We start from the raw sequence: 22,965 nt of genomic DNA, 5'->3' as shown, positions 1-22,965 counted from the left end.
GAGGAAGACGACATGTATGATATGAAAGCCCTCTATGAGGCAGGCTCGGTGGAGGAGGCCGTCTCCCTTCGGATGGAGCATCCAGAGGCTCAGATCATCGCTGGCGGATCCGACGTACTGGTCCAGATGCGGGAGGGAAAACGGGCCGGGGCGGAGCTGATCTCCATTTACGGCATCGACGCCCTGCGGGGTGTGTGCATGGAGGAGGACGGGACACTTCGGATCGGGTCTCTCACCAGTTTTTCCCACATCACCCGGGACACGCTGATCCAGCGGTACATCAATGTGCTGGGGCAGGCGGTGGATCAGGTTGGCGGCCCCCAGATTCGAAACATCGGCACCATTGGAGGCAACACCTGCAACGGAGTGACCTCCGCGGATTCCGCCTCCACGCTGTTCGCCTGGGACGCGGTCATCGAGTTGACCGGGCAGTCGGGAACACGCAGAGTTCCCATTCAGGAATTTTACATCAGGGCCGGAAAAGTCGATATTCGGGAGGGAGAAATCCAGACCGGTATTCTGATTCCCCGGGAAAGCTATGAGAATACGTATGGACACTATATTAAATATGCCATGCGCAACGCCATGGATATTGCCACACTGGGAACCTCCGTCAATGTGCGGCTGTCCGCCGACAAAAAGACGGTGGAGCGGGCGCGGGTGGCCTTTGGCGTGGCGGGTCCGATTCCCCTGCGGGCGGTGACGGCGGAACAGACGGCGGCCGGTCAGCCGGTGTCGGAGGAGCTGGCCGAGCGGTTTGCCCAAGCGGTGAAGGAGGACATCAATCCCAGGGACAGCTGGCGGGCCAGCCGGGATTTTCGGCTCCACATCGCCGTGGAGAGCGCGAAGCGGGCGTTCCTTGAGAGCGTGGAGCTGGCGGGAGGTGCGCTGTGATGGAAAAACACGTAATGCAATATAAAACCGTCCATTTCACACTCAACGGGAAAGAGGTCGAGCGCGCGGTGGACGTGCGCGCATCCCTGACTGACATGCTGCGCAACGATTTCCGGATGACCTCGGTCAAAAAGGGCTGCGAGGTGGGAGAGTGCGGCGCATGCAACGTTTTGATCGACGGAGAGGCGTTTAACTCCTGTATCTATTTGGCAGTCTGGGCAGAGGGGAAGACGATACGGACACTGGAGGGACTGCTGGGGCCTAACGGCGAGCTCTCCGATATCCAACAGGCGTTTGTGGACGAGGCCGCCATCCAGTGTGGATTCTGTTCCCCCGGCTTCATGCTGACTGCCGTGGAAATTCTGGAGTCCGGCAAGGAATACACGGATGACGAGCTGCGTAAATTGCTGTCGGGGCACCTTTGTCGGTGCACAGGGTATGAAAATATTCTGCGGGCGGTGAAGAAGACCATGTATCGCAGGCTTGGAAAGCCTCTGCCTGAAGAAAACTGACCGCATGCCTGTGGGAGGGTACTGAAAAAACGAGGGGAGGACTTTCCATAAGAACCATTATTACCATTGGCCGACAATTCGGCAGCGGCGGACGGGAGATCGGTGTCCGTCTGGCGAAAAAACTGGAGATACCCTTTTACGACAAGGAGCTGCTGAAGGCGGCGGCGGAGAAAAGCGGCCTGTGCGAAAATCTGTTCGACACCTTTGACGAGCGCCCCAAGAGTCTGCTGTATTCCATCGCCATGGACTCCTACATGTTTGCGCTGCCCGGCGCGGGGGTCAGCGACTCGCTGGAACAGCAGGTGCATCTGGCTACCTTTGATACGGTGAGGCGTGTGGCAGGCGAAGGCCCCTGCGTCATCATCGGCCGGTGTGCCGACTATGCGCTGGAGGGAAGGGACAATGTGCTGAGTCTGTTCATTCATGCGCCGCTGGAGCGGCGGATTGCCGCCGTGGCCCGGCGGCAGAATCTGGATGCGGACAAAGCCCGCCAGGAGGTCCTGCGGATGGACAAGCGCCGTGCCGCTTACTATGAATATTACTCCGCCAAGAAATGGGGAGCGGTGGACAGCTATCATTTTTGCCTGAACAGCGGCGTATTTGGACAGGAAGGGACGATGGAGATCGTCGAAAAGCTGGTGCAGATGAAAGAACGGTAGAGTTTACATGATTTTTGATTGTGTTGTGTGGCGGACCGGGAGTCTGGCATTGCAGCTTGAACGGAATAGATGGATGGTCGGAGTGGAGACGCTCCGGCCATCCATCTATTCCGGCTCTTTTGGCTCCGGCACAGGCAAAATAATCTATTTTTCACCCATTTTATTCAGGGTGGGTGAGCCGTTTATTTTTGGGCAGACTGGGACCGATAAAAAAGAGACCGATTGGACTTGACAAATACCCGCAGGGGGTATATTGTGAAAATAAGAAGATACCCTACGGGGGTATTTTGTGAACCTGAAAGGAGTCAAGTATGCGCGAGGAAGCTTATGACATCAGCGGAATGCACTGTGCGGCCTGCAGCGCATCCGTGGAACGGGTGACGCGGAAGCTGCCGGGCGTCATCCGGAGCGAGGTGAATCTCACCACCGGGGTTTTGTCCATCGAATATGACGAGGGCCAGACCGGACGGTCGGACATTATGAATAAGGTGGAGAAGGCGGGCTTTGGCTGCAACCCCAGGACACAGCGGCGGGAGACACCGCCCAAGACGGAAGTGGACGAGGCGGAGTTGGAGCTGCGGCGGACAAAGCAAAACCTGATTGGCGCGGCGTTGACGACGGTTATTTTGCTCTACGTGTCCATGGGGCAGATGCTGTCCGCGCCGCTGCCGCTGCCGAATCTTTTATCCATGGCGACTCATCCGGTAAACTACGCCATGACGCAGCTGATTTTGACCATCCCGGTGCTGTGGTTTGGGCGCAGCTATCTGATCGGCGGACTGAAAGCCCTGTGGCACCGGAACCCAAACATGGATTCGCTGGTGGCCATCGGCAGCTCCTGCTCGTTTTTGTATTCGCTGGTCATGACCTATCTGATTTCCGACGTTCCTCACCATGTCCACAATTTGTATTATGAGTCGGCGGCGGTGGTGCTGACCTTGATCATGGTTGGAAAATTCCTTGAGAGCCGGAATGTCCAGAAGACAAAAGGTGCCATCACAAAGCTGATGGACCTGCGGCCCGATGTGGCAATTCTGGCGGAGTCCGGGACGGAGGTACCTACTGCATCCCTGAAAGCCGGAGACTTGATTCTGATAAAGCCCGGGGCGAAAATCGCCGCCGACGGCACTGTGACCAAGGGGGAGAGCAGCGTCAACGAGGCCATGCTCACCGGTGAGAGCCTGCCGGTGGAAAAGGGGACCGGCAGCACCGTCATCGGCGGCAGCATCAACGGCGACGGGGTGCTTTACGTCTCCGTGACCCGAGTGGGAGAGGACTCCACTCTGTCCAAAATCATTAAATTTGTGGAGGATGCCCAAGGAAAAAAAGCGCCCATCTCCCGCATTGCAGACAAGGTGGCGGGCGTGTTTGTTCCTGTGGTTATAGCGATCGCCGTGCTGGCCGCAGGAGTGTGGCTGATGGCGGGATACGAATTCTCATTCGCCCTGCGGATATTCACCTCCGTGCTGGTGATCGCTTGTCCCTGCGCGCTGGGGTTGGCCACGCCTACTGCCATCATGGTCGGGACCGGACTGGGAGCCTCCAACGGAATTCTGATTCGCAGCGGCGAGGCGCTGGAGATTACCCACAAGACCTCTGTGGTTGTGCTGGACAAGACCGGCACGGTCACCGAGGGAAAGCCCGCCGTGGCGGAAATTTTGCCGGTGGGCATTCAGGAAAACGATTTGCTGACCCTGGCGGCGGGTGTGGAATCCGTGTCTCAGCATCCGTTGGCCTCCGCGATTGTGGACGCAGCGAAGGCACGGAAGCTGCCGTCGGCGGATGCGCCGGAGAAATTTGAAAATCTTCCGGGCCGGGGACTGCGGGCCGAGACGGGCGGCGGCACGGTCCTTGCGGGAAACCGGAGACTGATGGAGGAATCCGGCGTGGATCTGACGGCGCTGGAGCAGGACGAGTCAAGGCTGGCTGGGCAGGGACACACGCCCATGTACTTTGCTTGGGACGGAAAGCTGCTGGGGTTGATCTCGGTAGCGGACCGGGTAAAGACCACCAGCGCGGACGCCATTGCCGCGCTGAAGGCCCAGAATATCCGCACGGTACTTTTGACCGGGGACAATCGGGCTGCCGCCGAGGCCATTGCCGCTCAGGTGGGAGTGGACAAGGTCGTGGCGGAGGTACTGCCGGAGGAGAAGGCCGGAGTGATCCGGCAGCTGCAAAGCGAGGGGAAAATCGTCATGATGGTGGGCGACGGTATCAACGATGCCCCGGCCCTTGCCCAGGCGGATATCGGCTGCGCCATTGGAAACGGCAGCGATATTGCCGTTGAGTCCGCTCAGGTGATTCTGATGCGGGGGGATCTGCGGGATGTGGCCCGGGCCATCCGGCTCAGCCGCCTGACCATCCGGAACATCAAACAGAATCTGTTCTGGGCATTTTGCTACAATACCTTCGGAATCCCCGTTGCCGCCGGGGCGCTGTTTCTAAGCTATGGGCTGCTGCTGTCGCCCATGATCGCGGGAGCGGCCATGTCCCTAAGCTCGATCTGCGTGGTGACCAACGCACTACGGCTGGGCCGCAAGAAACTGTGAGGAGGACAGAGCATGGATGAGGAAAAATGCCCGCAGACCGGAGATAAATGCGCCTGCTGCACCCGGCACAAGCATCGGGAACCGGCGGAGGCGGATGCGTTGCTCCGCCGACTCAACCGCATCGAGGGACAGGTGCGGGGTATCCGAGGCATGGTGGAAAAGGAGGCCTACTGCACCGATATTCTGACGCAGGTATCGGCGGTGCAAGCGGCGCTGAACGCCTTCTCCCGGGAGCTGCTGGGTAATCATATCAAGACCTGCGTTGTTCAGGATATTCAGGCGGGGCGCACCGAGGTGGTGGATGATCTGCTGAATACGCTGCAAAAGCTGATGAAGTGAACGGCCGGCTTTGACGGGCCGTGAACAAATAAAACCAGAGGAGAACGAATTATGAAGACGATTTCCGTACCGGACATGATGTGTGAAAACTGCGTTCGCCGTATCACGGACGCACTGACCAGAGCAAACCTGAAATTTCAGGTTTCGCTGGAGGAAAAGACCGTGCAGATCGACGGCTGCGACAACTGCGTGAAGACCGCCGTCGGCGAGCTGGAAGACCTGGGCTTTACGCCAGAGGTCAGGTAAAACCGCTGGGGCACAAAGGAAACAGGCAGGGTATCCCCATGGGGTACTCTGTCTGTTTCCTTTTATATTTTTTGTAATTTGTTTGTTACTACTAAATCAAAAAGCATCCAGAAATGTCCATATATTTTTGACGTTTTAGGGCGAAAGTGGGGAGGGTTTTCTTATTAACGCCGCATAAACTTGACAAGAGTGGGAGTATGGGTTATACTAATCCCAGTTTTTCATTTGGTAACGAAAAGTTACAAAATGTTTTTTTGCAAGTTTGGACGTGTATAATCGTTTTCCAAATTGGGAAAAATTTGGGGTGAAAACGATTCTCAGGAGGTATTGTTTTGAAACTGCAACTACTGTCCCGCGCGAAAGGCGCGGCGCGACGGCTGATCCCGTTTGTCTGTGTGACAACGCTGGTTCTGACCGTCTGCTGGTTCACCACGGACCGGGCAGCCGCGCTCTATATCCTTACCAATGAGGATGATGCGACCATCGTTTTGGAGCAGGGTGCCAGCGTGGCGGACTTTTCCTCTCAGATGGTATATATCGGTACGAACGCCAGCGGCTTCGAGCTGACTTTGGCTGCCGGAAGACCCGTGACGGTGCTGTATGACGGCGCTTCGATCTCCACCACCTCCCGTCAGGAAACGGTCTCAGAGCTGCTGAACCGGGTCCATACCATTCCCGGGCCGCTGGACATGGTGGGCGTGGATCTGAAGGACACGGGACTGACACTGACTGTGGCCTCCGATCTGACCTACTATGAGCGCGTGACGGAGAGCGCTCCCCATCAGACGGTGCTCGTGAACGATTCGGGGTTGGCGGCCGGGACGCGGAAGGTGGTCCAGACCGGCGCGGACGGTATTTGCTCCGCTGTGTATGAGGTGACTTATTCCGGCGGTGAACGGGTTTCCCGCCAGCTGGTGTCCGAGGAGGACTCCACCGCCGTGGACGAGATCGTCCACGTGGGGACCGCGTCGGCGGCTCCCGAGAGTGGGGACCGGGTGGTGAATGTGGCGAAGAACGCCGACGGAAGCGGCACGCTGACCTTTTCATCCGGCGCGGCGCTGAACTTCAGCTCCGCCAAGTCCATGACTGCCACGGCTTATACCAAGGGCTACGGCGGCGCGGACAGCTGTACCGCTACCGGTACCACGGTCCGGGTGGGCGTGGTGGCTGTTGACAAGCGGGTGATTCCGCTGGGGACCAAGCTCTATATCGTCTCCGCCGACGGCAAGGTGACCTACGGCATGGCTGTGGCCGAGGATACCGGCGTAAGCGGCAACATTGTGGATCTGTACTATGACACCTATCAGCAGTGTATTGAGTTTGGTCGTCGTGCGGCCACGGTGTACGTCCTGAATTGAGAGATCCCAATAAAATCAGACGCGTCCATTCCATTGAATTATCGGTGGGATGGGCGCTTCTTTTGTTAAGCATCGAAGGCATACGGAGAAGATTAATAAAAACTCATTTTTTTCGACAAAGACTTCCAAAAAGCAAAAAGACGTGGTACAATAACCAAAAAACAGCGATCAAATACCGGCGTTGACTGCTCATCCGCCTATGGACCGCAGTCGTTTTTTAAAACAGAAAAATATAGTGCGTAAATCCCGGAGCGGCAGGGCCTGCTTAAAGGGTACTGCGGCGAGGGTGGGAGGACCCGGATGAAACAACTGGCACAGGGAGCTTTGGCTGACAGTGATTTAATAGATGAGTCGCCGTATGGGAAAACGGTGAACTTCCCCGGAGGGGTGAAACACCCGAAGGAGGAGAGCGCCGACGGAGCCGATTTCCGAATGGGAGACTTCAAAAGAGCGGATGATGCCGAAGCGGAGAACGGCGAGGCGGCGCAAACAGTTCCAGAGGGTGAAGACTCCCCGGGCGGGGAGGCGGATTTGCAGACGGAGGATTCTGGGGCCGTGGAAAAATCCCATGAAACGGAGAACTCCGAATACGTGGAAACAGCCGAGGAGGAGGATCCGGCAGCAGCAAAAAAGGAGTTGTATTTCGGCAGCGTTAAATTCTTTAAAAACATGATTCTGCTGGCGGTGGTTATCGCCGTTGCCGTACCCACCGTACTGGCGGTCACATTCTGGCGGCATGGACGAACGACGGCTGAGACGCTGGAGGGACAGCGGGCCGCGCTCAGCAACACACTGACGGATTTGCAGATGCAGTATAATCAGCTGGCCGCAGACAAGCGAGCCGAGGAGACCATATGGGGCGGATCGGTCGCCAGTCAGGTGGTGCAGGCCCAGCCGCTGGACTATCAGAAACTGTATCCGGATTTTTATGTGAACACGCCCGTAGGTGCAACGGCGCAAGACACCGGGACCATGTATCTCACCTTTGACGATGGTCCCTCCTCTAATACGCCACTGTTGTTGTCCATTCTGCGGAGCAAGCATGTGAAGGCCACGTTCTTCGTGGTGGGCGGCGATACGCAGAAGCAGCGCCAGTGGATGCGGGATATCGTGGAGGACGGCCATACTCTGGGAATGCACAGCTATACGCACGATTACTATAAGATCTATGCGTCTGTGGAAGCGTTTCTGGACGACTACTACAAATTGTTTACCAACATCAAGGAGGCTACCGGACAGACGCCCACGATCTTCCGGTTCCCCGGCGGCAGCGTGAACAGCTATGATTACCCGGTGTATCGGGAGATTGTGGCGGAGATGCTGCGGCGGGGCTTTGTGTTCTACGACTGGAACCTGTCCAGCGGAGACGCGTCCTCCAACTACATATCTCCCAAGCGAATCACGGCTAATATTCTGGATCACGCCTCGGATTTTCCACGGGGGATTGTGCTGTTCCACGACGCACCCAGCAAGGACAGCACGGTGGAGGCCCTTGCCGGTGTGATCGATGGGCTGCGGGAACAGGGATTCACCTTTGCTCCGCTTACCCGCGAGGTGCGGCCCATCCTGTTTAACTATACCGACTATCAGCCGGACTGAGCAAAAAAGACTGCGAAAAAGTGAAACCCGCTGAAAAGCGTGACAATATCTGCGGCCAGGGCGAAGCCAGAGTAGAGAAAGGATTTGGAGAACATATGAAAAAAGAAAACTTCAGTAAGGCCATGAATGAGATGTTTGGTGTGGGTGGAGACGACAGAACGGAGTCGCCCGCCGCAGAACCGGTCATGTCGGCTCCGTCCGAGCCTTATGTTTCTCAAGAGCCGTACGAGCCTGCGGAAACACCTATTATACCAGCTCCCGCGCCGGAGCCCATTGCTCCGCTTGAGATGCCCTTGGAGCGTGAAGTAGACCCCTTTGCCTCCGCTGTTGCCTATACGCCCGCGCCTTCTTATAGCAGCAGGGCCGTACCCATGCAAAAGACAATTCTGGCGGCGGGTACCACGTTTGTGGGTAATATGACCGCGCAGGGCGACGTGGATATGGACTGCGACTTTCAGGGTGATATCCGGGCCAACGGCACCGTGACTATCCGGACCAGGCTGGCGGGCGATCTGAGCGCGAAGGTGGCGGAGCTGGTGGCCTGTGAGGTACAGGGCGACGTCCACGCCGACGAGAGCGTACGGATCGACAGCAACTCCAAGGTAATCGGCAACATCACCGGAAAGGATCTGAACTGCGCCGGAAGCATTCAGGGCAACGTTCAGGTCAGCGGCCATGTGACGGTCAACGGCAGCGCCTATATTGAGGGTGATCTGGAAGCCGCCAGTATCACCATTGAAAACGGCGCGGGCATCAACGGACAGATGCAGGTCCTGCCCCGCAAAGTCCAGTAACGAAGAACACAAGACAGGCTGGCGGATTTCGCCAGCCTGTGTTTGTCTGTAAAAATGACTGCCGGACCGGTTTCAAACCGCCACCTTGCAGCAATACTACCTATGAGTGCGGGCGGGTGCCCGCGGAAAGGCGGAGAATGCTTTGAATCTTTGCGATCTGAATGATCTGCGAGACCTGCTGGGACGGCACGGTTTCCACTTCTCAAAATCCATGGGCCAAAATTTCCTCATCGACCCTGCCGTACCCAGGGACATAGCAGACGCCTCCGGCGCATCGGCGGAGTGGGGTGTGCTGGAGATCGGTCCCGGTGTGGGGCCGCTGACGGTGGAGCTGGCGCGCAGGGCCGGAAAGGTGGTTTCTGTGGAGCTGGACCGGTCGCTGCTACCGGTGCTGGCGGAGACGCTGGCAGAGTATCCTCACGCGGAGGTCGTATCCGGCGATGTGATGAAGCTGGACTTGGGCGGGCTGCTCCGGGAGAAGTTCGGGGACAGGCCGGTAATGGCCTGCGCGAACCTGCCTTACAACATCACTACGCCGGTGCTGACAAAATTCGTGGAGACAAAGGAGATCCGGCAGTTTACCGTAATGATCCAGCGGGAGGTGGCCCAGCGGATCTGCGCCGCACCGGGAAGCAACCGGGGGAGTTCGTTTTCCTTGTTTTTACAGTACTACATGGAGCCGGAATATCTGTTTTCGGTGGCGCCGGAGAAATTCTACCCCGCGCCGAAGGTGACCTCCGCCGTGGTGCGGTGCATACGGCGGGAGCGACCGCCGGTGGAGACAGAGAATGAGGAACTGCTGTTTCAGCTGATGCGGGGGGCTTTTGCCTTGCGGCGCAAAACACTGGCTAACAGTTTGGCTTCCGCGTTGGGGCGGCCCAAGGAGGAACTGCTGGACGCCATTCGGGCGGCGGGACTGCCCGAGACTGTCCGGGGGGAGCAGCTCACGTTCGCGGACTTTGCGGCGTTGTGCGGAATTTTGAAAGCCTGAGGAGCCAGCGCTCAGGCGCTGGACAAAAAAGCGGCCGCCTCCGGCCGAAGACCTGCGTCTTCTGCCGGAGGCGGTTTCTTTTTGCTGGCCAATGAAATAAGTAAAAGAAAACCGGCTGCTATTTTCGGTCGGGGAATTTTTTACAAAGGGTGTCCAGCTCGTCGATCAGCGAAATCAGCTCCGTGGTGGTCATGACGCAGCTGAGCTCGGCGTTTTCAAGATCCTCCATGGTATTGGGCAGGGTGAAGGAGACATCCACGATATAGCGGTCCTCAACCTCTGTCCGGGCAGAGAAGAGAAAATACGGCTCGGAAAAGTCGCTGTCGTAGCTATTGCGGATGCCGGCTTTCAGAACTTTCAGTCCGGCAGTCAGGCCTTTCAGCTCAGAGGTCAGAAGGCAACTGTTAGAGTCCCTGATGACAAGGCCGTCCTCGTCGGTATAAGTGCCTCGCAGGACAAGCCAGTTGCGGTCGTCACTGTCCGGCGCGCCGGAATCCTCAGAAATTTCGTAGTTAACAATTTCCAGATTCAGACTAGCCTCATCGTTTTTGAAAAGCATGTGGGTAATCTCCTTACTTGTCGTTATGGTGCTGGGCGTAGAATTCGTCGTAGTCCTTCAACATGGACTGGAGCAGCTCCGGCGTATCCAGTTCATAGGGACAGCGGCTCTTACAGACGTTACAGTGGATGCAGTCCTCAACTTTGTGCATCTTGGCGTACCACTCGTCGGTCATGTACGGCTGATAGGGTGACCGGCGCAGGAGCATGGCCATCCGGGCGGCTTGGGGAATATCGATTCCGGCAGTGCAGGGGAGACAGTACCCGCAGCTGCGGCAGAAGTTGTGGGCCAATTCTCTGCGGTCATTGTCGATCACGGACTGAAGCTCTGGGGTCATCTGCTGATTTTTCTCGGTCAGCTCCAGCCACTGGTCCAACTCCCACTCGTGCTGAATCCCCCAGATGGGGACCACGTTGTCGTAGCCCTGCATGAACGCATAGCAGGCTGCAGCATTGTTCAGCATTCCGCCGGACAGACCCTTCATGGCGATAAAACCCATGTCCGCGGCTTTGCAGCGGTTTACAAGGTCGATCTCCTTGTCCGAGGACAGGTAACAGAAGGGAAACTGCATGGTTTCAAAGTTGCCGGAGTCCACGGCGGCGAGAGCCACCTTCAAACGGTGGTTTGTAATGCCGATATGGCGGACATAGCCTTTCCGCTTTGCTTCCAGTGCTGCGGCAAAAGGGCCGTCGGGGTCATTGACATCCGGGAGCTGAGCGGGATTGTGAAACTGAAACAGATCAATATAGTCCGTCTTCAGCCGACGAAGGCTCTCCTCGATGTGGGCCTGGATGGTTTTCTTATCCGCCCCGCTGCTCTTGGTGGAGATCACAATGCTGTGGCGGACGTCCTCCAGTGCCTCGCCGAGCTTCTCTTCGCTGTCGGTATAGGCATTGGCGGTGTCAAAATAGTTGATGCCGGAGTCGTAGGCGCGGCGCAGAAGCTTTTTTGCGTCGGTGCGGTCGATACGCTGGACGGGCAGAGCGCCGAAAGCGGTCTTCGTGACCGTCAATCCGGTCCTGCCGAGCCGGACCTTTTTAATTTCCATGGAAACTTCCTCCCCATTCGTGCAATTTTGGAAAGTTCCTTAGTTCGATTCACTGATTGTAGCCCATCTGGAGACGGTTTGCAAGAGGTCGGCCCTTCTGACCGCGTGCGACAAGAAACGTATGGACATTCGCACGGCGTAATTAGGATTACTGTGGTCACGGAAACCGGAAATTTGTCCGTTTGACGAAAAACCGAAAATGTGCTATTATGTAACTATGGAAAAAGATTTGCGGTTAAAACTAACGATCAGATTATATTCCGGTGATGATGAACGCTGCTTCGGGCCGGGGATTGCTGTGCTGCTTCACCGGGTGGAGGAGCACAGCTCTCTGCGCGCCGCTGCGGCGTCTATGGAGATGGCGTATTCCAAGGCGTGGCGCATTGTGCGCACCGCGGAATCCGTGTTTGACTGCAAGCTGCTCAGCAGCGTAACCGGTGGAAAAAACGGCGGAGGCGCCGTTTTGACAAAAGAGGCGGAAGCGCTGTTGGCGGCTTATGACGGGTACTGCGCCGAGGTGGGAAAATTTGCGGCGGAGAAATACAAAAGCTATTTTGATAAGGTGTCGGAGTGAGCGGACGGCCCCGGCCTAACCGCTGGTTTAAGTTGCATTTTCACAAAATCATAGATGTCGCTTGAGCTTTGGCGGCATCTATATTTTTCCCTGATTTATATAAGCAGGATATTTAATTCTTTGAAACGAGGATATTCATGACAAACAAAACCTTTTCCCAACTTGCTCTTTCCCCGGAACTGCTGGAAGCGGTGACAGAGATGGGCTTTACAGAAGCCACAGATATTCAGGCGGAGTCCATCCCCCTGATCCGCGACGGCGCGGATGTCTTGGCCCGCTCCCAAACCGGTACCGGAAAAACGGTGGCTTTCGGTATCCCCGCTGTGGAGCGCATCTTGGCTGATGTCCGGAATGTACAGGTCCTGGTGCTTTCCCCCACACGGGAACTGGCGCACCAGTGTGGAGAGGAAATCCGCAAGCTGGCCCATCACCTGCCCTATATAAAAGTCGCTGATATTTTTGGCGGCGCAGACTATCGGGGTCAATTCCGGGAATTGGAGTCTGCCAATCTGGTCATCGGCACCCCCGGCCGTATTATGGATCATATGCGCCGGGGCACCTTGGATCTAAGTCATCTAAAAATGGTGATTCTGGATGAGGCTGACGAAATGCTGAACATGGGCTTCCGGGAGGATATCGAGGTCATTTTGCAGGACGTGCCGAAAGATCGGCAGATTGTTCTGTTTTCCGCCACCATCCCGGAGGAGATTCTTACCATAGCCCAGCAGTTTCAGCGCAATCCGGTTCGCATTGAGATCAACCGGGAACAGATTACGCTGGAAAACATCAAACAAGTCTATGTGGAGATTCCGCCCAAGCAAAAGCCCGAGGCTTTGACACTGCTGCTCCATTATTATCAGCCCCACCGCGCTCTCATCTTCTCCAATACGAAGACCATGGTGGACGAGCTGACCGAGCGGCTCAGCGCAGCCGGATTCTCCGTGGAAGGCTTGCACGGAGATATGAAGCAGTTGCAGCGCACCACGGTCATGAACGGTTTCCGCAAAGGCCGCGTCTCCATTTTAGTAGCCACCGACGTGGCGGCCCGTGGTATCGATGTCAGTGATCTTGACTACGTGATAAATTTCGATATTCCAAAAGAGCCCGATTCCTATGTCCATCGCATCGGACGAACCGGTCGGGCCGGTCGGGCCGGAACAGCGGTTACCCTCTGCTGCGGTCGGGCGCAGGTATTGCAGTTGCAGCGGCTGGCCGCTCGTACCCGTTCCGGTATTGCTGCAATTCCCCTGCCCAGAGTATCCGACATTGAACAGGCCCACCGCGAAAGAACCCTGAAGGACCTGGAGCACGCCATGGAGTCGGACCCCTTGCCTTTCCACACGGAAATGGTGGAGGAACTGATTCGACGCGGACATACGCCGGAGCGCATTGCCGTCACGCTGATGGGCCTTTCCTATCTCCATGATACCCATGCGCTGAAGGACCTGAGCGTCCCCACTGCATCGGGAAAAAAGGCGAAGGTGCAGGAGTACCGCCCCATGGCTGCCTTTGTCATTGACATTGGTTCGTCAAGCAGGGTCACAGATCGGCACATCATCGGTGCTGTCACAGAGCGGGCAGGTATCAGCTCCCGCGATATGGGCAAGGTGCAGATATCTGAATCCTTTTCCACCGTCGGTGTTCCTGCCGATGTGCTGGCAGACGTTATGCTGGCTATGCGGGGATGCAAGATTTGCGGCAAGCCCATCCATGTGATGCCTGTTCCGGAGCAGCAGCACCGGAAGAAAGTTGTCCATTGCGCCGCCGCCAAGCCGCTGGAAAAAAGGAAGGCACACAGCTTTGCAAAGAAACCCAGGAAGCATGGTTAACCAACTGGCCGGTCTCAGCTGCGCGATAGTATCTGCCGAATTCCATATGCGTTTACAAGTCCAAAAATTCTAAACTTGATTGCAGGAGAATAGCGGCTAATGAATCAAAGCAGCAAAAGAAATGCGCTCATCGAGAATATTCTGATTATGATGCTCATGTCTTTTTCTATAATCGTATTCTGTTCAACGTTCTTTCCTGTGACGAGAATTTCTTTGTTCTTTGCGCAGGAACTTGAGATGAAACGCATTACAGAACGCATTACGTCCCTTGTCTTTATCGTTATGTCGTATAACCTGATGCAGCGCCGTCGGGCGGCATGGTATATCACGACATTTCTGCTGCTGGCCAGCCTGATTCAACATATAATTCCCCCGACAATTTGGGTATCGTGGCTTTTCGCGGCCATTGACCTGTTGGTTCTTCTTGCGCTCTTCTTGTTTCGCGGCGATTTCTGCTGTCCGTCCGCGCATGAATCGATCAGAAAGAGCCTGCTCTATCTGATTGCGGCGGCAGCGGCGATTCTGCTCAATTCCGGCGTAAGCTATCATCTTCTTAAGATGGCCATGGCCGGCAGCAAACCCGGTTATGTCTTTTTGCACAGCCTGTCCGATTCGCTGGGCATTCTGTTTGGAGCTCTTGATATCGACACGCAGGGCTTGCCCGGAGCAAAATTTGAGAATTATATGTTCTGGTTCACGTGGGCCTGCATGCTTGCCGCCCTGTTTTACGCACTGCGGCCGTTTATTGCGCGGCATTTGTGGACCAAAAGAAACATGCAGCGGGCCAAAACCCTTGTACTCAAATACGGGCAGAACCCCGCGTCGTATCTTACACTTGAAGACGATAAATATCTCTATTTCAGCCGCTGTGCAGAGGGAGTGATTGCCTACGGCGTTGTTGGGAGCACCGTGCTGGTAAACGGGGACCCAATCTGTGCCCCGGAGGATTTCCAAGCAGTTCTTGGCGAATTCAAGGATTTCTGTGTTAGAAGCAGCCACAAGCTTATCTTTCTGAGTATCACCGATACCTATCTTGATATATATCAGGAACTGGGATTCGGTACGGCAAAGTGCGGCGAGGAGGCACGCTTTGATCTGAGCGATTACAATATCGCAGGGAAAAAAGGCGCGAAAATGCGGATGAACGTGAATCATGCCACGAAATGCGGACTGACTGTATTTGAATACAGACCGCTTGAAAAAAGAGAACCAGCCATTGAAGCGGCGTTTCAAAATATTACGGATGATTGGCTGTCAGGGAAAAAAAGCTCCGAGCTGACTTTTACCTTGGGAACAGTCGGGCTGGATGATCCAATGGACAAGCGATATTTTTATGCCGCGGATTCTAACGGCGAAATTAAGGGGTTTCATGTGTTCTGTCCATTTGCCTGCGGCCAGGGCTACATGGCGGATATCACACGGCGCACGCGTGACGCCCCAAGCGGGATTACAGAGAAGATCAATTACGAGGCGTTTCACATATTCAAAGAGGAAGGATACCGCTGTGCCAGCCTGGGACTTGCGCCGCTTGCAAATCTTTGTCAGGCTACGGATGCCAACTCTGTGGAAAAAGTTTTGAATTTTGTCTATGAACATTTGAATTCCTGCTATGGCTTTAAAAACCTCTATCATACAAAGGCAAGCTACAGCCCAACAGAATGGATTCCCGGTTATTATGCTTTTCTTCCAAAGTTCCCCTCTCCCTCCATGATGTACGCAATCGTACGCATTCAAAACAAGGGCGGGATCCGTGATTTCGCAAGGGCGTTTCTGACTGGCGGAGATAAACCCTCGATATAGCTGACTTTTTCAAGCATCGCAATTTACCTCGAACCAGCAGAAAGGCCGTCGATAAAAATCGACGGCCTTTCTGAAATATGCTGTTTAATGTCCACTTTGGCTTCCTATGGCAAGTGTATCAAACTTGGACACCGAATTATGCTCAATATGCGTCCAGCTGACATTGCGCTTTAATGCCACAAACGTAATGGGCACATAAGTTGCCATGAAAATTGGGAAAAGCAAAATATACCGAATCTTCTGCCAGGAAGTGGCCTTGATTCGTTTCCACTCGCAAGCTACCGTGAGTGCTCCATAAATCGCCAGACCAATATAAAAGTCCACTACTGCAAACATAAGGTATCGCGAAGCCTGAATGATGATCAGGTGCATCCAGAAGTGCGGTTGAAATGCAACACCTAAGAGGATCAATAAATTGAAAACGACCGCAAATACTGCCAAAAACACACAGGGCGCTACGGTCATCAAAAAGTCATAACAAGACATTTTCGCAGCAGAAGAGGTAAAGACGCCTTTGATCAAACGGAGTGCATATTTTTTGTTGACCTGAAAAAACCCTTTCGCCCAGCGCAACCGTTGATTCCAGGACTGGCTGAACGAGGTGGGCTGCTCATCATATACAATCGCACCGTCGCAATAACCAATCTTATGCCCGCTGATGACACAGTTCACCGAAAACTGGATATCTTCCGTAAGCAGATGAAAAGGCCAGCCATCATTTTCGTCAATCATGCGCTGGGACACAAAGAATCCCGTACCAGAAACTGCGCACGAGTTTCCAAGGAGCATCCGTGGATAATTGAGAAACCTAGCTTCACGCAGAAACCAGATAGAGTATCCAGCGGTAATCCAGTTGGCACTGAAATTCTTGGAATTGCGGTAGCAGGTAATGACTTCGTAACCTCTGTCAAAAGTCTTATTCATCTCGTTGACAAAGTTGGGGTCGACGATGTTATCGGCATCAAAGATGAAATAGCCGTCGTAAGCGTCCGACCCTTTATCCTCTTTAATATTGAAAAGTAAGGTGTCCAGCGCATAACCTTTGCCTACCTGCTTCTGGTTATAACGCTCATAGACGATTGCGCCAGCCTCTCTGGCCGTACGTGCGGTGTTGTCCGTACAATTGTCTGCCAAAACATAGATATCCAACAGATCGCTGGGATAATTCTGCTTTTTCAGGCTGTCAATCAGTTCCCCTATAACACCTTCTTCGTTTCTGGCGCATATAAGCGTCGCAAACCTATGAAGGCGAGAAGCTTCCTTCTCCGGTCTGACTTTTCTGAAGATCAAACCAATGATTGTATAAAGATACTGATAAAGATATGCGACAGTCATTAACACAACAATTGCCATATTGACATTAATAACAAATCTTAATGTTTCCAATGGTAAAGCCTCCTATGGTGAGCTCAAAATTCTTTTCATGCACAGTTTCTGGGGATATTTGCTTTATTTAGGAGTTCTAGGCCTCTTGGTTGCTGGGATTATTGCAATTGCGCGACAAAGTGTTTTGCAATTGCGTGCCTTCTGCATAGTATACCTCAAATAAGGGTCTTGCTCTCTTTATTTTGCCCATTGCAAAACAAAACACAGATGACAGCGTCATCTGCGTTCAGAAGAGTCATATCTATAAGAATCATCTGTGGGAACGAGGGTAAGGCGTTCCTTGAGAGGCACTCTATAGATTTAACGGTTCGGAAAAAATAACTGTTAATTTGCATAAATTATTCTAAATATCATGCCCCTTGACTCAAACTTAGTAATGAATAATTTCTTGTCACTATTTTGAAATTTACAAGCGAATTTTAGCACTTTTGTTATCTCCTGTCAAGAAGAAACGTAATGCAATTTTGCTGGCGGAAACAAGAATTTAACGCAAAGTTAATCAAAGGAACCAATGATTAACAGCTTGCCGCAGCATGATTATGTACTGATTCACTCACCGATCAGCACCTGTATCCCTCCTGTCCGTCATCACCGCCTTTGGTCTCTATCAGAACAACATCACCAGCAGATCCGACATGAAGGGCGGCAACTATCGCGTGGATATGCATATCTGGCATGGGTAACAAGCACATATGTTTTTTATGCAATGTCATGGAGACAGGATGCAACTATCAACAAATAAAATCACTTGTATTTTAAAGAGCGAGACGGTATAGTAGTATTGTCAAGCTGGAGTTTTCCGACGGTCTGGATTGAACAGACTGATTTGAGGAATTTGACACTTTTATGAATTGAGTGAATTCGTACCATTTCTTGGATACCCTGCTAACAACGATAAAAGGGAAGGTGGAAATTAAAATGAAAGAACAGGTATTTGAATTTTTGGAACAAGAGAAAATCCCTTATGATGTCACGGAGCATGAGCCTGTGTATACGATGGAGGACATGGAGCGTGTTGGCTTGGATAAGCTGGGGACTCTCTGCAAGAATCTTTTTATCCGTGATGCAAAGGGCAAGAGCTACTTTTTAATTACCGCCAGCAACGATACCGCCATCAACCTGAAGGAGCTTGGCGAAAAGCTCGGCGCTGGTAAGGTGAGTTTTGCTTCTGCGGAGCGGCTTCAGCAGTATTTGGGCGTGACAGCGGGTTGCGTTTCGCCATTCGGTGTATTGAATGATGCAGAACACAAGGTGGAAGTCATTTTCGACCAGAAGCTGCAGGGAGAGAAGCGCCTCGGAGTTCATCCAAATGAGCACGATGCGACCGTCTGGATTTCCTTCTCTGATTTGCAGAAGGCCCTGAAGAAGACAGGAAGCAGCGTAAAAATTTTAAAACTCTAATGCTTGCTGTGTTGGCTTTGCAAATATGCTCTTGAAATGAACCATGGAACGATTACCAAAATCTTTTATGATACCGATATGGTCACACAGGTAGCTGATGTAATACGGTATGCCCAACTACGTCCGAGAGTTTCACCGCTTCTTCCTTGAATGAGCATATTTGCGCATTGCTCTTCCTTCCTTCATTGAAATTCCTGCTCTGCGCGCCTGATAGATCACTCCAGCTGCCATTGAAATCCAATGGCAGCTGGAGTTTTGTTTCTTGGCGATGGAGACCGGTCAGACCGATTCCAGGGCAAAGCTTTGCGTATCGGCGATCAGTTCGATTTCATGTTTGGCTTTAAATAGGCTATTCACCACCAAGGACACATGGGGGGTTACTGCATATGGATTGCGGCGGAGGTTTTTTTAGCATAGTCGGCGCCGCTGGCAAAGGGAAAATCGATATAGACCAAATCGACTTTAATACCCTGCTTCTTGAGGTAAGCGCAGGCGGAAACGCACTCCCTGCAGATGATAGGGTTACCGCCGGCGTTCCCACCCACGCGCTCCCGCAGCTCCATATCATAGGGAGATATCCCGCGGTTTATCGTCTCCGCGATACGATCGTTATCGCGGTATTTCAGCGCCCGCCTTGTCCGAGCAACATTGTCCAATATCGCTTGCCCATCCACTGGGTCAGGATAATAAGGTACGTATTTCACACTATACCCCGCAGGTTGGCTGCCGCAGGCTCTGGAATTGCCCAGACGCGCCCCAGACGGTAAGCTCCGGGGGTGCGACGCCAGCGCAGAGGATTTCCACCCTGCGTTGTGTGAGGCCTCATTCTTTAGCCTTATCCTTCGGCGTGACATATTCCATATTGACCCTCCGGTCGATATTTGTAAAAATGATTCTATATCTATGGAGCGAACAATATAAGCAAATAAGGTGTCGGCAGCACTCAAACTCGTGCTGCCGACATACTATTTAATGCGTCCACTCATCGCCTGTCGTAGCAAATCTGTCACGCCCTGGGCAGACTGGATGATGGCGTTCATCTGCAGACCACCGTCCACTTCCAACCAGTTGGTGCCATATCCAGCGTTACGGATGAGCTGTGTTAGGAAAGCGCGCTGGGTACGGCCGTTCCTTCACGGAAGGGGTGGAGGTCGTTGGTGGCTCAGTAGAAGTCTACGAACTCGTCTGTAGAGGCATCGTGGGACAGGCCTGGGAAGTAATCCTGTTCTTTGAGGCCATTAAAAATCAGAGCGGCGCGATCTTCGATTTCCTTCGCAGGGCAGAAGCGCGTGCCCTTCTTACTAATATTGACCGTGCGGATTTGTCCCGCCCAATCATATAAGTCATAGAAAAGGGAATGATGGATCGTCTTGCAGTGGGCAAAGTCAAAAGTGCCTTCAAGCGGTTGTTCTTCCAGCTTGGAGGCGTTAATATATGTGGCAAGAGTTTCCGCTTCATTCCGGGTTTCCTCCTCACGGATATCCAGCTTGTTGATCAGGACTGTTGTACCCGGATAGCAGTTATCTGAAATTGGATCAATGCTGTAACCCATTTATTTGGTCACCTTTGCCGCTTTTGCGGCAGTAAACTGCTTCAGGCACTCGGCTGTTGTGGTTTTTCCGCTGAGTACTTGCTTGCATTGATTGCGCATTTTGGGGGTTACCGTATATCCCTCCATACGGACGGACGCTTCCGCGTTTTTGATGAAAATAGTATAATCCTTTTTTGCCACGACGTCACCTCCAGACATAGAAAAATCTCCGTCAAGATATCTTGACGGAGACATGGAGCTGGTGGGGTGACTCGAACACCTGACCTCTGGTTGTTCATAAGGGGAAAGATAAATTCACTAAACAACTATACGGCTGACAAGTATAGTGCATAACAGGAACAAGGCGTATCGCTCGGTAAGCGATACGCCTTGTTCCTGTCTATCATGAGCTTTTATATTAGATTTGATTTCTGTAGCAGCCTTTCGACCATCACCGCGACTTCAGCGCGGGTAATATTGGCCTTCGGTGAAATCGTTGTTGCGCTTGTACCGGAGGTGATGCCGGTTTTGAGGCAAGCTGCTATGCTTTCTTTTGCATATGAGGAAGCGGATTTCCCGTCCGAGAAGGTACTCAGAAGCTGGTTGGTTTCACTGTCGGTCAGACCGGCGCTCAGTTTTGTGATCGTCATGGCTCTCGCAATCATCGTCATCGCCTGTTCACGGGTGATCGTGTCGTTCGGGCCAAAGTTCCCGTTGTCATAGCCCCCTACAATCCCATAGGACGCGGCAGTCTTGATGTAGCCGCTGCACCAATCTGTGGAAGCAACGTCCCCAAAGCCGCTCGCGCCGGTTCCCGGCTCAAGACCCAACGCCCGGACCATAATGGTTGCAAACTCCGCGCGCGTCATGTTCCTGTTGGGAGCGTAATTGTTGTTTCCAACTCCTGCCACGACCATTCTGGAGCCCATGTTGTTGATGGCGTCTTTCGCCCAGTGGTTAGCCACGTCGGAAAACTCAATAGGATTCCACACGACGGAATAGGTGCTGTTGGTCAGACTGTTGATCACCGCATAGTATTTGCCGTTCATGACGGTTACTCTGGTTGGCACATGATGTGTAGTTCCATCTGAGTCGACAACTACGCCAGTAGTAATTTTCGTCGGGTCAACACCATCAGGTATGGCAATCGTCCGCTCCACATAGGCGTTGAAGCTGCTGACGTCTACCGTCTGGCTGCCGTGTGTGCAGGTGATGGTATAATCCACTGCAGGAACCACAATCGTGAAGCCACCGTTCTGAGCGGCACTTTCAATTACCTTTGTCATCGAAGCCGACGGCTCGGATATGCTGACGGTTACCTTGATATCCGAAAGAGCCACGCTTGTTCCGAGCTGCTGTGAAACCGCATTGATGTTAATCTCAGAAGCGGGGAGCGTGTAAGTACCGGAATGCGTCTGCACAACCAGCGTCGCATCTTTGGTTTCCATATTCTTGACCATTGCGCCGGTAAGAGTACCTGCCGCTACGTCGGAATTGCCCGTAATTGGGATGGTCACGGTCGCACCGGTACCCTGACTGGCAAGAATGTTCTCAAGCTTACTCGTATCCACGGTTACGGTCGTAGTCGTCTGGCCGCTGGAATTGGTCGTTGTTTGTGCGGTTCCTGCGGTTTTTGTTTCGCCATTTACAATAACAGCAGCACCTGTGCCGGTCGAACTGGAGGAGCTACCGCCGGACAAGGCCGGGGTATAAAGCTTCTTTGCTCCCGTCGTTTCCGTTAATGCCATGTTATTCCCGGCATTATCGAAAATGGAAGCTGCATTGGCCGGCTTGATTTCTATCGTCTCAGCGCCGGACGGAGTCCCCGTCACAGTGAGGAACACCCTTATCGTCGTTTCGCCGCCGCTGAGCGCGGAAGCCGAGGCTTCTACTGTGTTATCGGCCTTCTTAATTGAGCTAATCACTGCGTTTGCGGCCGTCCCGCTGTTTTGAGTAAAGGTCAGTGCCAGCTTAGCCGCCGTCAGGGCCGTTGCGCCGTCGGTCGCACCGTATATTTTTTCACTGAAGGTGATGTCAACGTATTTGTAATCAGATGCAACCGCTGCGAAAGATATTGTCGGCACTATATTGTCATAGGTTCTGCTCAGCTGGGTGGCTGCCGTATTGTCGTTGCCCGCCGCGTCAGTTGCGACGCCCGCCGCAACGTTTACCGTCACTGCGCCTTGGGCTGTCGGCGTGATGTCAGCCGTGTAGGTCTTGGCGTCTGTAGAAGAAAAATTACTTGCCGTACCGTTCGATACCGTGATATCGTCCGCCGTGAAGCCGGTAACATTTTCGCCGAATGTGATTGTCACCGGGATCGGTGAAGTATTTGTATCGCTTGTGGCTGCTGACCAAATGCTTACCGTCGGCGCGGTGCCGTCGATCGTTACCGCATAGCTCCCGCTTGTCGACCAGTTGCCGGCTTCATCGCGCTCCTGCACGTACAGGGTATGACTGCCGTCGCCCAGGGCGGAAGACGATGTATACGAGGCCGTCGTCGTTCCCGTTGCACCCGACGTAAGGTCGCTGCTGTCCAGTTTGTACCGGTAGGTACCGTTTCCGCCGCCGCCCGCAGTCCAGGTCCATTCGGGCGTCGTATCGTTTGTCGATGGCGCCGCGCTGGTGACTGTCGGTGCGGTCGGAGCCGCTGTATCATATGTCCTGCTCAGCTGAGTGGCCACCGTATTGTCGTTGCCCGCCGCGTCCGCTGCGACGCCTGCCGCCACGTCTACCGTGACCGCGCCTTGGCCGCTCGGCGTGATGCTGATCGAGTAGTCAGCTCCGCTGCCGCTCAGGCTTCCCTTCGTACCGTTCGATACTGTGATATCGTCCGACGTAAAGCCCGTCACGTCCTCGCTGAAGGCGATCGTTACGGGTATCGGGGAGGTATTTG

General features: G+C 53.7%; 21 protein-coding genes. 14 read left to right on the top strand and 7 right to left on the bottom strand.

What is annotated here, in order from left to right; translation table 11 throughout:
* Positions 1-12 precede the first annotated feature (12 nt).
* The 10 genes from xdhB to rsmA all read left to right on the top strand — a co-directional run bounded on the left by xdhB (position 13) and on the right by rsmA (position 9,941).
* Positions 13-894, top strand: a complete 882-nt coding sequence (xdhB, locus tag ABWQ15_RS00515) for a xanthine dehydrogenase subunit XdhB (RefSeq protein ID WP_353906867.1) — start codon at positions 13-15, stop codon at positions 892-894.
* Positions 894-1,406: a xanthine dehydrogenase subunit XdhC gene (gene xdhC / locus ABWQ15_RS00510; protein ID WP_353906866.1), complete on the top strand. Its 513-nt coding sequence runs from the start codon at positions 894-896 to the stop codon at positions 1,404-1,406. The genes xdhB and xdhC overlap by 1 nt, the downstream gene beginning before the upstream one ends.
* Positions 1,403-2,065, top strand: a complete 663-nt coding sequence (locus ABWQ15_RS00505) for a cytidylate kinase-like family protein (RefSeq protein WP_353906880.1) — start codon at positions 1,403-1,405, stop codon at positions 2,063-2,065. Before xdhC ends, ABWQ15_RS00505 begins: the two co-directional genes overlap by 4 nt.
* 311 nt (positions 2,066-2,376) lie before the next feature.
* Positions 2,377-4,614 carry a heavy metal translocating P-type ATPase gene (locus ABWQ15_RS00500; protein WP_353906865.1) on the top strand — a complete coding sequence of 746 codons (2,238 nt, stop codon included), beginning with the start codon at positions 2,377-2,379 and terminating at the stop codon, positions 4,612-4,614.
* Between the two features lie 12 nt (positions 4,615-4,626).
* Complete coding sequence (locus ABWQ15_RS00495) at positions 4,627-4,953, top strand: metal-sensing transcriptional repressor (RefSeq protein WP_353906864.1); 327 nt, start codon at positions 4,627-4,629, stop codon at positions 4,951-4,953.
* Between the two features lie 51 nt (positions 4,954-5,004).
* A complete protein-coding gene (locus ABWQ15_RS00490) occupies positions 5,005-5,199 on the top strand; it encodes a heavy-metal-associated domain-containing protein (protein ID WP_353906863.1) in 195 nt (64 codons plus the stop codon).
* A 332-nt stretch (positions 5,200-5,531) separates the two neighbouring features.
* The gene (locus ABWQ15_RS00485) at positions 5,532-6,557 is read left to right on the top strand and encodes a G5 and 3D domain-containing protein (RefSeq protein WP_353906862.1); all 1,026 of its coding nucleotides are present in this window, start codon (positions 5,532-5,534) and stop codon (positions 6,555-6,557) included.
* A gap of 300 nt (positions 6,558-6,857) precedes the next feature.
* Complete coding sequence (locus ABWQ15_RS00480; protein ID WP_353906861.1) at positions 6,858-8,156, top strand: polysaccharide deacetylase family protein; 1,299 nt, start codon at positions 6,858-6,860, stop codon at positions 8,154-8,156.
* Between the two features lie 95 nt (positions 8,157-8,251).
* Positions 8,252-8,950 (top strand): bactofilin family protein, encoded by a 699-nt coding sequence (locus ABWQ15_RS00475; protein WP_353906860.1) that lies wholly within the window; start codon positions 8,252-8,254, stop codon positions 8,948-8,950.
* 142 nt (positions 8,951-9,092) lie between these two features.
* Positions 9,093-9,941 (top strand): 16S rRNA (adenine(1518)-N(6)/adenine(1519)-N(6))-dimethyltransferase RsmA, encoded by an 849-nt coding sequence (gene rsmA / locus ABWQ15_RS00470; RefSeq protein ID WP_353906859.1) that lies wholly within the window; start codon positions 9,093-9,095, stop codon positions 9,939-9,941.
* A 118-nt stretch (positions 9,942-10,059) separates the two neighbouring features.
* Here the strand turns inward: rsmA and ABWQ15_RS00465 are convergent, their stop codons facing one another.
* Entirely contained in the window at positions 10,060-10,500 is a 441-nt protein-coding gene (locus ABWQ15_RS00465; RefSeq protein WP_353906858.1) for a WapI family immunity protein, read from the bottom strand.
* 13 nt (positions 10,501-10,513) lie between these two features.
* A complete protein-coding gene (locus ABWQ15_RS00460) occupies positions 10,514-11,548 on the bottom strand; it encodes an aldo/keto reductase (protein ID WP_353906857.1) in 1,035 nt (344 codons plus the stop codon).
* Positions 11,549-11,777: 229 nt separating this feature from the next.
* On the opposite strand from ABWQ15_RS00460, the gene ABWQ15_RS00455 reads away from it, so the two are divergent.
* The 3 genes from ABWQ15_RS00455 (at position 11,778) to ABWQ15_RS00445 (ending at position 15,751) form a co-directional block, all read left to right on the top strand.
* The gene (locus ABWQ15_RS00455) at positions 11,778-12,122 is read left to right on the top strand and encodes a winged helix-turn-helix domain-containing protein (RefSeq protein ID WP_353906856.1); all 345 of its coding nucleotides are present in this window, start codon (positions 11,778-11,780) and stop codon (positions 12,120-12,122) included.
* Positions 12,123-12,259: 137 nt separating this feature from the next.
* The gene (locus ABWQ15_RS00450; RefSeq protein WP_353906855.1) at positions 12,260-13,951 is read left to right on the top strand and encodes a DEAD/DEAH box helicase; all 1,692 of its coding nucleotides are present in this window, start codon (positions 12,260-12,262) and stop codon (positions 13,949-13,951) included.
* 99 nt (positions 13,952-14,050) lie between these two features.
* A complete protein-coding gene (locus ABWQ15_RS00445; protein WP_353906854.1) occupies positions 14,051-15,751 on the top strand; it encodes a bifunctional lysylphosphatidylglycerol flippase/synthetase MprF in 1,701 nt (566 codons plus the stop codon).
* An 84-nt stretch (positions 15,752-15,835) separates the two neighbouring features.
* On the opposite strand, the gene ABWQ15_RS00440 is transcribed toward ABWQ15_RS00445, so the two are convergent.
* Positions 15,836-17,137: a glycosyltransferase family 2 protein gene (locus ABWQ15_RS00440; protein ID WP_353906853.1), complete on the bottom strand. Its 1,302-nt coding sequence runs from the start codon at positions 17,135-17,137 to the stop codon at positions 15,836-15,838.
* Between the two features lie 906 nt (positions 17,138-18,043).
* Between ABWQ15_RS00440 and ABWQ15_RS00435 the strand changes: the two genes are divergently transcribed.
* On the top strand, positions 18,044-18,538 hold the full coding sequence (locus tag ABWQ15_RS00435) for a prolyl-tRNA synthetase associated domain-containing protein (protein WP_353906852.1): 495 nt from the start codon (positions 18,044-18,046) through the stop codon (positions 18,536-18,538).
* A gap of 377 nt (positions 18,539-18,915) precedes the next feature.
* On the opposite strand, the gene ABWQ15_RS00430 is transcribed toward ABWQ15_RS00435, so the two are convergent.
* The 4 genes from ABWQ15_RS00430 to ABWQ15_RS00415 all read right to left on the bottom strand — a co-directional run.
* A complete protein-coding gene (locus ABWQ15_RS00430) occupies positions 18,916-19,242 on the bottom strand; it encodes a thioredoxin domain-containing protein (RefSeq protein WP_353906851.1) in 327 nt (108 codons plus the stop codon).
* 458 nt (positions 19,243-19,700) lie between these two features.
* On the bottom strand, positions 19,701-20,090 hold the full coding sequence (locus ABWQ15_RS00425) for a Fic/DOC family protein (protein WP_353906850.1): 390 nt from the start codon (positions 20,088-20,090) through the stop codon (positions 19,701-19,703).
* The gene (locus ABWQ15_RS00420) at positions 20,091-20,270 is read right to left on the bottom strand and encodes an antitoxin VbhA family protein (protein WP_353906849.1); all 180 of its coding nucleotides are present in this window, start codon (positions 20,268-20,270) and stop codon (positions 20,091-20,093) included.
* Positions 20,271-20,482: 212 nt separating this feature from the next.
* Positions 20,483-22,965 (bottom strand): S-layer homology domain-containing protein (locus tag ABWQ15_RS00415; RefSeq protein WP_353906848.1); only part of this gene is annotated, 2,483 nt, incomplete at its 5' end.

It is taken from the genome of Oscillibacter sp. (assembly GCF_040505565.1).
Taxonomy (GTDB): Bacteria; Bacillota; Clostridia; order Oscillospirales; family Oscillospiraceae; genus Oscillibacter.
Note: the sequence above shows the minus strand (reverse complement) of the source record. Positions and strands in the feature narration are given on the sequence as shown.

Excerpts from the sequence above, each read along its gene's own strand:
- ABWQ15_RS00490 (WP_353906863.1), top strand. The coding sequence starts at position 5,005 with ATGAAGACGATTTCCGTACCGGACATGATGTGTGAAAACTGCGTTCGC.
- ABWQ15_RS00495 (WP_353906864.1), top strand. The coding sequence starts at position 4,627 with ATGGATGAGGAAAAATGCCCGCAGACCGGAGATAAATGCGCCTGCTGC.
- ABWQ15_RS00445 (WP_353906854.1), top strand. The coding sequence starts at position 14,051 with ATGAATCAAAGCAGCAAAAGAAATGCGCTCATCGAGAATATTCTGATT.
- ABWQ15_RS00425 (WP_353906850.1), bottom strand. The coding sequence starts at position 20,090 with ATGGGTTACAGCATTGATCCAATTTCAGATAACTGCTATCCGGGTACA.
- ABWQ15_RS00475 (WP_353906860.1), top strand. The coding sequence starts at position 8,252 with ATGAAAAAAGAAAACTTCAGTAAGGCCATGAATGAGATGTTTGGTGTG.
- ABWQ15_RS00480 (WP_353906861.1), top strand. The coding sequence starts at position 6,858 with ATGAAACAACTGGCACAGGGAGCTTTGGCTGACAGTGATTTAATAGAT.
- ABWQ15_RS00450 (WP_353906855.1), top strand. The coding sequence starts at position 12,260 with ATGACAAACAAAACCTTTTCCCAACTTGCTCTTTCCCCGGAACTGCTG.
- xdhB (WP_353906867.1), top strand. The coding sequence starts at position 13 with ATGTATGATATGAAAGCCCTCTATGAGGCAGGCTCGGTGGAGGAGGCC.
- ABWQ15_RS00500 (WP_353906865.1), top strand. The coding sequence starts at position 2,377 with ATGCGCGAGGAAGCTTATGACATCAGCGGAATGCACTGTGCGGCCTGC.
- ABWQ15_RS00460 (WP_353906857.1), bottom strand. The coding sequence starts at position 11,548 with ATGGAAATTAAAAAGGTCCGGCTCGGCAGGACCGGATTGACGGTCACG.
- xdhC (WP_353906866.1), top strand. The coding sequence starts at position 894 with ATGGAAAAACACGTAATGCAATATAAAACCGTCCATTTCACACTCAAC.
- ABWQ15_RS00465 (WP_353906858.1), bottom strand. The coding sequence starts at position 10,500 with ATGCTTTTCAAAAACGATGAGGCTAGTCTGAATCTGGAAATTGTTAAC.